The sequence below is a fragment of the Paracoccus sp. P2 genome (genome assembly GCF_046335115.1).
Lineage (GTDB): Bacteria > Pseudomonadota > Alphaproteobacteria > Rhodobacterales > Rhodobacteraceae > Paracoccus > Paracoccus pantotrophus.
Genome location: NZ_JBGOSN010000079.1, coordinates 1 through 10,362 on the forward strand (window position 1 = coordinate 1; position 10,362 = coordinate 10,362).

General features: G+C 64.7%; 7 protein-coding genes, 1 tRNA gene, 1 pseudogene and 1 other annotated feature. All 9 genes and pseudogenes read left to right on the forward strand.

Going from position 1 to position 10,362, the window contains the following annotated elements; translation table 11 throughout:
• Positions 1 to 24: 24 nt before the first annotated feature.
• Positions 25 to 101 (forward strand) — tRNA-Met (locus tag ACDP63_RS23320).
• Between the two features lie 234 nt (positions 102 to 335).
• A complete protein-coding gene (locus ACDP63_RS23325; protein WP_409928724.1) occupies positions 336 to 677 on the forward strand; it encodes a hypothetical protein in 342 nt (113 codons plus the stop codon).
• Positions 678 to 692: 15 nt separating this feature from the next.
• Positions 693 to 1,922, forward strand: a complete 1,230-nt coding sequence (locus tag ACDP63_RS23330) for an IS3 family transposase (RefSeq protein WP_179922006.1) — start codon at positions 693 to 695, stop codon at positions 1,920 to 1,922.
• Positions 974 to 1,091, forward strand: a sequence feature (AL1L pseudoknot). (Overlaps the previous gene by 118 nt.)
• A gap of 141 nt (positions 1,923 to 2,063) precedes the next feature.
• On the forward strand, positions 2,064 to 3,398 hold the full coding sequence (locus tag ACDP63_RS23335) for an ATP-binding protein (protein ID WP_409928725.1): 1,335 nt from the start codon (positions 2,064 to 2,066) through the stop codon (positions 3,396 to 3,398).
• Positions 3,395 to 4,384, forward strand: a complete 990-nt coding sequence (locus tag ACDP63_RS23340; RefSeq protein ID WP_147428530.1) for a HupU protein — start codon at positions 3,395 to 3,397, stop codon at positions 4,382 to 4,384. The genes ACDP63_RS23335 and ACDP63_RS23340 overlap by 4 nt, the downstream gene beginning before the upstream one ends.
• Positions 4,385 to 4,407: 23 nt before the next feature.
• Positions 4,408 to 5,841, forward strand: coding sequence for a nickel-dependent hydrogenase large subunit (locus ACDP63_RS23345; protein ID WP_167521709.1), 1,434 nt, complete (start codon positions 4,408 to 4,410; stop codon positions 5,839 to 5,841).
• 20 nt (positions 5,842 to 5,861) lie between these two features.
• The gene (hypF, locus tag ACDP63_RS23350) at positions 5,862 to 8,111 is read left to right on the forward strand and encodes a carbamoyltransferase HypF (RefSeq protein ID WP_409928726.1); all 2,250 of its coding nucleotides are present in this window, start codon (positions 5,862 to 5,864) and stop codon (positions 8,109 to 8,111) included.
• 202 nt (positions 8,112 to 8,313) lie between these two features.
• On the forward strand, positions 8,314 to 9,399 hold the full coding sequence (locus tag ACDP63_RS23355) for a hydrogenase small subunit (protein ID WP_147428525.1): 1,086 nt from the start codon (positions 8,314 to 8,316) through the stop codon (positions 9,397 to 9,399).
• A gap of 3 nt (positions 9,400 to 9,402) precedes the next feature.
• Positions 9,403 to 10,260: pseudogene (locus ACDP63_RS23360) on the forward strand (nickel-dependent hydrogenase large subunit); the annotation flags it as partial.
• Positions 10,261 to 10,362: the final 102 nt, after the last annotated feature.

A 10,362-nucleotide genomic window follows, 5' to 3' on the forward strand; every position in this document is an offset into this window, starting at 1 on the left:
ACCGCAAAACCGCGATGCAAATGGCGCGGGGTAGAGCAGCCCGGTAGCTCGTCAGGCTCATAACCTGAAGGTCGTAGGTTCAAATCCTACCCCCGCAACCAAAATTACTGATAGATATCAGCGCATTAGGCCTCCTTCGGGAGGTCTTTTGCATTTGGGCTTCCCGAGCTCCGGAAGCATATCGGAAGCAATCGCGCGGAAACCACAGCGGGAAATCGGCGGAGTCACATTGACGTGATCAATGGCTTGTCGTCGCTCTGTACGTAACCGGAGCGCGGGTTTCTAGGCGATCTTGCGGCCCTCCTTACGGATTTCCGGATCTTGGGCGGGCGCTCATGCCGTATCGCCGCCGAGACAAACTCGATCAGGAAGCAGGCCTGGCGCTAAGAGAATGGATGATTCTCCATTGCCCGCTGTTGCAACAGTGTCATCAAAGCTTTCCCGGAAGAGTCTTCAGAGCCAATAATATCCCTTACCAGATTCTAGAGCTTCGCGTTCAGCCTGTTGAGCGTGGCGGGGCTCGCTTGGTGTTTCCTGCAGAGTTCGAAGGTCGGCGGATTAGCCTTGTTCCCTTTGATCATCCCGATGATCTGGACTTTGGCGAAGCCGGCTTCTCAAGTCAGTTGCTCCCTCTCATAGTGAACCGCGCCGGGTTTGCCGGAGGCTCCAACTCCTGAGTAGGATGGAGCATCATGAGCAAGACGACGAACAAGTTTTCCCCTGAAGTGCGCGAGCGCGCGGTGCGGCTGGTTCTCGACAACGAGGGTCAACACGCGTCGCGCTGGCAGGCGGTCATGTCGATTGCGGCGAAGATCGGCTGCACCCCGCAGACGCTGAACGACTGGGTCAAGAAGGCCGAAGTCGACAGCGGCAAGCGCGCCGGCATCCCGACCGAGATGGCCGAGAAGATGAAGGCCCTTGAACGGGAGAATCGCGAACTGCGCCAGGCGAACGAGATTCTCCGCAAGGCGTCGGCGTATTTTGCGATGGCGGATACTCGACCGCCGACCGAAGTGATGGTGGGTTTCATCGACGCGCATCGGGATGCGCACGGGGTCGAGCCGATCTGCGACGTTCTGCCGATCGCCCCTGCCACCTATTATGACCATCTGGCCAAACGTGCCGACCCGGCGCGGTTGTCGGATCGTGCCAAACGGGACGAGGCGCTGCGCCCCGAGATACGGCGTGTTTTCGAGGACAACTGGAGCGTCTACGGCCTGCGCAAGGTCTGGCACCAGCTGCGCCGCGAGGGCTTCGATATCGCTCGCTGCACGGTGGCACGGCTGATGAAGGACATGGGCATTCAAGGCATTATCCGGGGCAAGCCGCACAAGACGACGATCCCTGACAAGAAGCAGCCATGCCCGCTGGACAAGGTGAACCGCCAGTTCCGCGTGCCTGCGCCGAACATGCTGTGGGTCAGCGATTTCACCTATGTTGCCACCTGGAAGGGGTTTGTTTATGTCGCTTTCGTCATCGACGCTTATGCCCGCAAGATTGTCGGCTGGCGGGTCAGCACCTCGGCGTATGCCGGGTTCGTCCTTGATGCCCTCGAACAGGCGGTCCATGACCGCCGCCCGGTCAAGGGCATGGGGCTGGTTCACCACAGCGACCGCGGCAGCCAGTATCTGTCGATCAAATACACTGAACGGCTGGCCGAGGCGGGCATCGAGCCTTCGGTTGGCAGCGTCGGTGACAGCTACGACAACGCGCTGGCCGAGACGATCAACGGGCTCTTCAAGGCCGAGGTCATCCACCGTCGGGGGCCCTGGCGCAGCTTCGAGGCCGTGGAATACGCAACCCTCGAAAGGGTGGACTGGTTCAACAACCGCCGCCTGCTCGAGCCGATCGGGAACATCCCGCCCGCCGAAGCCGAGGCAAACTTCTACGCGGCTCTGGAAACTGAAGCCATGGCCGCGTAACTAAACCAAATCAGCCTCCGGCAAACCCGGCGCGGTTCATATAGATCGTAGCTCCTTGCCTGAGTGCAGCATAGGCTTAGCATACTATCAGGCTTGACATGCAGGATGGAAAGATGCGCAAGGAGGGGAAGAGGATTGCAAATGCCACGGGCGATGGACGCAAAGGACGACAGGGCGGGTGCTGCGCTGACGGATGCGGCCTGGTCCGATGTGCTGATTGCGGTGGATCGCACCTATGTCGAGCTGATCGAACATCAGGAGCGGCTAGAGGCCCAGAACCGCGAGCTTGAGGCGCTGCGTCAGTTCCTGTCCTCGGTCATCACCTCGGTTTCCGATGTGCTGATCGTGCTGGATCGCGACGGGCGGGTGGATGAGGTCAACGCCTCGACCTGTGTCTGCACCGGGCTGCCCGCCGCGGCCCTGGTCGGTCGGGGCGTGGCGGATCTGGTGCGCGAAGAGGATCGCGCGGGTCTTTCGGCCCTGATTGCGGAGATTGCGCGCACGCGGGCGTCGGGGCGGATGGAGCTTTCGCTTGTGACCTCGCGCGAGCCGGCCCCGGTCGAGGCGGTCCTGTCGCCGCGCCTCGATGATCGCGGCCGGATCGAGGGGCTGGTGCTGACGGGGCGTCCGGTGGGGGAATTGCGCCGCGCCTATGCCCAGCTTGAACGCAGCCATGCCGAGATGAAGGCCGCTCAGGCGCAGCTGGTCCATGGCGAGAAGCTGGCCTCATTGGGGCGTTTGCTGGCCGGGGTGGCGCATGAGCTGAACAATCCGATCAGCTTTGTCTATGCCAATGCCCATGCGCTGGAACGCTATGCCGCCAAGTTCGAGACCTATTTCGAACGGGTTCAGGCCGGGGCCGACAGGGGCGAACTGGTCCGCCTGCGGGAGGAATTGCGGCTGGACCGCGATTTGCGCAACCTGCGCGAGGCGGTGCAGGGCGCGCGTGAGGGGGCCGAAAGGGTGCGCGATATCGTTGAGGATCTGCGCCGTCTGTCCTCGGACGGGGGCGGAGAGATGGCAGTCTTCGATCTGGTTGAGACCGCCCGCACCGCCGCCTTCTGGATCATGCGCGGGGCCGGCCACAGCACCGTGCCCGAGATCAATGCCGAAGGGCCGGTGATGGTTCTGGGGCATACGGGCCATATTCAGCAGGTGGTGATGAATCTGGTGCAGAACGCGCTGGATGCGGTTTCGGAAACGGCGGCCCCGCAGATCGCCTTGCGGATCATGCGCGAGGAAGGCCGTGGCGTGCTGGACATCCACGACAACGGGCCGGGCATCGACGAGGCAACGGCCGCGATGATCTTTGATCCGTTCTTCACCACGAAACCCGTGGGAAAAGGCACCGGACTTGGCCTGTCGATCAGCCTCAAGATCGCCGAGGATCATGGCGGCAGGCTGAGTTACAGCCCCGCCTCCGGTGGTGGCGCGCTGTTTCGGCTGGAGCTGCCGCTGGCAGGAGAGGACGCATGAACATTCTGTGGCTGCAAAGCGCCGGTTGCGGTGGCTGCACCATGTCGCTGCTGTGTGCCGAGGGGCCGAATGTCTTTGACCTGCTTGCCGGGGCGGGGCTGACCTTTCTGTGGCATCCGGCGCTGAGCCTTGAAAGCGGCGCCGAGGTGCGCGGAATTCTGGCCAGCCTTGTTTCGGGCGAGGTGCCACTGGATATTCTCTGCGTCGAGGGCGCGATCGCGCGCGGGCCGCGTGGTACCGGACGCTATCAGATCCTGTCGGGCACCGGGCGTCCGTTGCTGGACTGGTTGCGGGACCTGGCGCCGCTGGCGGCCCATGTGGTGGCGGTGGGCACCTGTGCGACCTATGGCGGCGTGACCACGGCAGGGGGCAACCCCTCGGATGCGGTGGGGGTGCAATATGACGGCGCCCATCCCGGCGGCGCCCTGCCGGCCACGTTCCGCGCCCGTGCCGGTCTGCCGGTCATCAACATCGCCGGCTGCCCGACCCATCCCGATTGGGTGACCGAGACGCTTTTGATGCTGGCGGCGGGCAGGCTGGGGGCCTCGGATCTGGATGCGCTTGGCCGGCCCCGATTCTATGCCGATCATCTGGTCCATCATGCCTGCCCGAAGAACGAGTTCTACGAATACAAGGCCAGCGCGCGCGCATTGTCGGAAATGGGCTGCATGATGGAGCATCTGGGCTGTATCGGCACACAGGCGGTGGGCGATTGCAATATCCGGCCCTGGAATGGTCAGGGCAGTTGCACGCGCGGCGGATATCCCTGCATCAACTGCACCGCGCCGGAATTTGAAGAGCCGCGCCACCTGTTCACCGCCACGCCGAAGATCGCCGGCATTCCGGTTGGCCTGCCGACCGATATGCCCAAGGCTTGGTTCATGGCGCTGGCCTCGCTGTCCAAGGCCGCCACGCCCGAACGGATCGCGAAGAATGCCGTGGCTGATCGTATCGTCACCCCGCCGACGCTGAGAAAACCCCGATGAGCGGGGCAGGGGGCGAAACGGGGTTGGGGCAGTTGATCGTCGGTCCGTTCAACCGGGTCGAGGGCGATCTGGAGATCCGGCTGGACATCGCAGAGGGGCGGGTCAGCGCGGCGCGGATCAACTCGCCGCTTTATCGCGGGTTCGAGCGTATGCTGCCCGGCAAGGATCCGCGCGACGCGCTGACCATCGTGCCGCGGATTTGCGGTATCTGCTCGATCAGCCAGTCGGCGGCGGCGGCGCGGGCTCTGGCCATGGCAGTGGGCGAGGTCCCCGAACCGCAAGGAGAGCGGATGGCTGCGCTGATCCACGCGGTCGAGAATGTCTCGGACCATCTGACGCATTTCAACCTGTTCTTCATGCCTGATTTCACCAGACCCCAATATCAGGCGCGGGGCTGGTATGATCGGGCGGTGGCCCGGTTCACGGCGATGGAGGGATCGGCCCTGAAACGCGCGGTCGAGGCGCGGGCCGGGTTGATGCATGTTCTTGGGCTGATGGCCGGGAAATGGCCGCATACCCTGGCGATCCAGCCCGGTGGTGTCACGCGCGCCCCGTCCGAACGCGACCGGCTGCGTATTCTGGCCAGCCTGACGGCCTTTCGCCGCTATCTGGAAGATACGGTCTTCGGGGCAGCGGTCGAGGATTTCGCGGCCCTTTCCTCGGTCCCGGCGCTGATGGGATGGCAAGGGGGCGATGCCGGCCTGTTCCTGCGCATCGCCGCCGATCTGGATCTGGCGGATCTGGGGCGCGGCTCGGGGCGCTATCTGTCCTTTGGCGCCTATCCGCTGGAGGGCGGCCACGGTTTTGCCCCCGGCATCTGGGATGGCGGGGCGCAGCCTCTCGACATCGCGGCGATCAGCGAGGATTTATCGCATAGCTGGATGCTGGGGCCTGCGGCGCATCCGGCCCAGGGTGTGACCGATCCCGACGAGGATATGCGTGACACCGCCTATAGCTGGTGCAAGGCCCCCAGACTGGCCGGACGCACCATGGAAACCGGCGCGCTGGCCCGGCAGGTGATCGACGGTCATCCGCTGGCGCTGGATCTGGTCCGCGATGGTAACGGCGGCGGCGGGGTGCTGGCGCGGGTGGCGGGGCGTCTGCTGGAACTGGCGCGCAGTCAGGTTCTGATGGAGGATCTGGCGCGCGGGATCGTGCCCGAGGCCCGCTTCATGGCCGGCCCCCTGAAAATCAGCGACGGGATCGGCGAAGGGCTGGTCGAGGCCGCGCGCGGTGCGCTTGGCCATTGGCTGAGGATCGAGGGCGGGCGGATCGCCTCGTATCAGATCGTCGCTCCGACCACCTGGAACTTCAGTCCGCGCGATGCCGGTGGCGTGCCCGGCCCGGTCGAGGCAGCGCTTGAGGGGCTTGTGGTCCAGCCGGGCGAGACGACCCCGCTCAGCGTGCAGCATGTGGTGCGCAGCTTTGACCCGTGCATGGTGTGCACCGTGCATTGAGGAAGGAGTGCCTGCCGGATATGACTTTGCCGACCATGGAACAAGGCTTCGCCATCCGGGTGCGCGGGCAGGTGCAGGGGGTCGGCTTCCGGCCCTTTGTCTGGCGGCTGGCGCGGGCGGCGGGGTTGCGCGGCGACGTTCTGAACGATGCCGAAGGGGTTCTGATCCGTCTGGTCGCGCAGGATTGCGGCGATTTCATCGCGGCCTTGCGCGCGGATAGGCCGCCTCTGGCCAGAATCGACGCGATCGAGGCCGTGCCACAGGTTTTTGCCGCGATGCCCGAGGGGTTTTCCATCGCGGCCAGCGCGGGCACAGGCGCCGAAACGCGGGTCACGCCCGATGCCGCGACCTGCCCGGAATGCCGGGCCGAGATCTTTGCGCCCGGCAGGCGGCAGGGCTATGCCTTTACCAACTGCACCCATTGCGGGCCGCGCTATACGATCCTGCGCGAACTGCCCTATGACCGGGCGCGAACCACGATGGCGGGCTTTGGTCTTTGCCCCGATTGTGCCGCCGAATATGCCGATCCCGCCGACCGCCGCTTTCACGCGCAACCCATCGCCTGCCCGGCCTGCGGCCCAAACCTGTGGTATGAGGCCGGGGGAAAAGAGGTCGCGGGCGATCCGGTCGCATTGGCGGTGGCGGCGCTGAAGGCGGGGCAGGTCGTCGCGGTCAAGGGGCTGGGCGGTTTTCACCTTGCCTGCGATGCGGCCAATGCCAGGGCCGTGGCGCTGTTGCGGGCGCGCAAAAGGCGGCCGTCGAAGCCCTTTGCCCTGATGGGGACCGAGGCGATGATCCGCGCCCATGCGACGCCGTCCGAGGCTTGCTGGCGATTGTTGCGCGACCCGGCGGCGCCGGTGGTGCTGGTGCCCGCCCGGGGCACATTGCCCGAGGATGTGGCGCCGGGGATGCGCGCGCTTGGCGTCATGCTGCCCTATACGCCCCTGCATCACCTGCTGATTGCCGCTTTCGGGGGGATGCTGGTGATGACCTCGGGCAATCTTTCGGGCGCCCCGCAGGTCATCGGAAATGACGAGGCGCGCAAGGCGCTGGCGCGCTTTGCCGACGGTTTCCTGATGCACAACCGCGAGATTGCGCGGCGGCTGGATGACGGGGTCGAGCGCGCCGAGCCGCCGATGGTGATCCGCCGCGCCCGTGGGCGGGTGCCGGGCACGCTGCCCCTGCCGCCGGGGTTTGACGCAGCGCCGCGGGTGCTGGCCTTTGGTGGTCAGATGAAGGCGGCGATCTGCCTGACCAAGAACGGTCAGGCGATGGTGTCGCAGCATCTGGGCGATCTGGACGATGCCGAGACCGCGCTGGAATACGACCGCACGCTGCGCGATCTGGCGGCCCTGTTCGACCATGCCCCCGAACTGGCTGCCTGCGACCCGCATCCGGGCTATCGCGCGACGGTCACCGCCGAAGGCGCAGGTCAGCCGCTGATGCGGGTCTGGCATCATCATGCGCATCTGGCCTCGTGCCTTGGCGATAATCTGTGGCCGCTGGACGGGGGCAGGGTGGCCGGAATCGTGATGGACGGGCTTGGCCTTGGACCGGATGGCACGATCTGGGGCGGAGAGCTGTTGCTGGGCGATTACACCGGGTTCGAGCGCCTCGCCCATCTGGCCCCCGCCCCCCTGCCGGGCGGCGACCGCGCCAGCCGAGAGCCCTGGCGCAATGCGCTGGCCCGTCTGGATCAGGCGGGGCTTTCCGCCGTGGCGGACCGGCTGTTCCCCGACGCGCCCCGCGCCCTTCTGCGGCAGGCGGTCGGTGCGGGGGTGAATGCGCCGCGATCATCCTCGGCCGGGCGGCTGTTCGATGCCTTTGCGGCGCTGGCGGGCTTTGCCGGGGCGCAGAGTTACGAGGGCGAGGCCGCGATGCGGCTGGAGGCCATGGCGCGCCCTGCTGCGCCCTATCCCTTTGACTGCCGGGATGGGGGGGTGATTGACCCCGCGCCGATGTTTCGCGCCGCCGCCACCGATCTGGCGGCAGGGCGCGATCCGGGCGAAATGGCGGGGGCCTTTCATGCCGGGCTGGCGCGTGCCTTCTGCGCGCCGGCCCGCGCGCTGGTCCAGGGCGGCCGGGCGCGGGCGGTGGCCCTGTCGGGCGGCGTGCTTCAGAATGCTTTCTTTTTGCGCGAATGTCTGGCGGCGCTGGATGGTCTGCCGGTCTTGCTGCATCGCCAGATACCGGCCAATGACGGAGGGCTTGCTTTCGGTCAGGCTCTGGTTGCTGCGGCGCAGCATATGGCTGCAGCGAAAAGCTTGTAACCGTCAGGCGCGTCCTCTGGCTGGATGCTGGCCATCCGGCCAATGTTGAAAATATCTCAGTGCATTGAAAATGTTTAAGAAAATGTAATTCTTCATCTGCGACATTCTGTCATTGCCCTGGGCCCTCCTGCCTTGGCATGCCTTGAAAGACCACGCGAAGGTCCGCGCTGCCGGGCCGCCAGGCTGAGAGGAGGAGGACGTCTTGTCGCAAATCGAGACTTTCTACGATGTCATGCGCCGGCAGGGGATCACCCGCCGCAGTTTCATGAAATATTGCTCGCTGACCGCGGCGGCGCTTGGCCTCGGCCCGGCCTTCGTGCCCAAAATCGCCCATGCGATGGAAACCAAGCCCCGCACGCCGGTGATCTGGGTGCATGGTCTGGAATGCACCTGCTGTTCGGAAAGCTTCATCCGCTCGGCCCATCCTCTGGCCAAGGATGTCGTGCTGTCGATGATCAGCCTTGATTACGATGATACGCTGATGGCCGCCGCCGGCCATGCCGCCGAGGCCGCCTTCGAGGACACCATCCAGAAATACAAGGGCCAGTATATCCTTGCCGTCGAGGGTAACCCGCCGCTGAACGAAGACGGGATGTATTGCATCACCGGCGGCAAGCCCTTCGTCGAAAAGCTGCGCCATGCGGCCAGGGACGCCAAGGCGATCATTTCATGGGGGGCCTGCGCGTCCTATGGCTGCGTTCAGGCCGCCGCGCCGAATCCGACGCGGGCGACGCCGGTCCACAAGGTCATTCTGGACAAACCGATCATCAAGGTGCCGGGCTGCCCGCCCATCGCCGAGGTGATGACCGGCGTCATCACCTATATGCTGACCTTCGACCGCATGCCCGAGCTTGACCGCCAGGGCCGGCCAAAGATGTTCTACAGCCAGCGCATCCACGATAAATGCTATCGCCGCCCGCATTTCGATGCCGGCCAGTTCGTCGAGCATTGGGACGATGAAAACGCCAAGAAGGGCTATTGCCTTTACAAGATGGGGTGCAAGGGCCCGACCACCTATAACGCCTGCTCGACCGTGCGCTGGAACGAGGGTGTCTCGTTCCCGATCCAGTCGGGCCATGGCTGCATCGGCTGCTCGGAAGACGGGTTCTGGGATCAGGGTTCGTTCTATGACCGGCTGACCAATATCAAGGCTTTCGGGGTCGAGGCCAATGCCGACAAGCTGGGCGGCGTTGCGGCGGGTGCGGTCGGTGGGGCCGTTGCGGTCCATGCCGCGATTTCGGCGCTGAAACGGGCGCAGAAAAAGACCCAGGACAAGGTGGAGGCCTAGACCATGACGATCAACACGCCGAATGGCTTTACCCTCGACAATTCCGGGCGCCGGATCGTGGTGGATCCGGTCACCCGGATCGAAGGGCACATGCGCTGCGAGGTCAACGTGGATGATCAGGGGGTTATCCGCAATGCGGTCTCGACCGGCACGATGTGGCGCGGACTGGAGGTGATCCTGAAAGGGCGCGATCCGCGTGACGCCTGGGCCTTTGTCGAACGGATCTGCGGCGTCTGCACCGGCACCCATGCGCTGACCTCGGTGCGTGCGGTCGAGGATGCGCTTGGGATCATGATCCCCGACAATGCCAATTCGATCCGCAACATGATGCAGCTGGCGCTGGAGATCCACGATCATGTCGTGCATTTCTATCACCTGCATGCGCTGGACTGGGTGAACCCGGTCAATGCCCTGCGCGCCGACCCCAAGGCGACCAGCGAATTGCAGCAGATGGTCTCGCCCTCGCATCCGATGTCATCGCCGGGCTATTTCCGCGATGTGCAGAACCGGCTGAAGAAATTCGTCGAATCCGGGCAGCTGGGGCTGTTCAAGAACGGCTATTGGGACAATCCGGCCTATCTTCTGCCGCCTGAAGCCGATCTGATGGCGACGACGCATTATCTGGAAGCACTTGATCTGCAAAAGGAAATCGTCAAGGTCCACACGATCTTTGGCGGCAAGAACCCGCATCCGAACTGGCTGGTGGGCGGGGTGCCCTGTCCGATCAATATCGACGGCACCGGATCGGTCGGCGCGATCAATATGGAGCGGCTGAACCTCGTTTCCTCGATCATCGACCTGTGCGACCAGTTCAACAAGAACGTCTATATTCCCGATGTGATCGCCATTGGCGGCTTTTACTGTCAACGGCGGTGCAATATCCGGCCACGCGGCGGAGTAAAATCCGGCCACGCGGCGGTGACCGGCGCCATGGCGCGCGCGCTTACCAGATAGCTGGCGCGT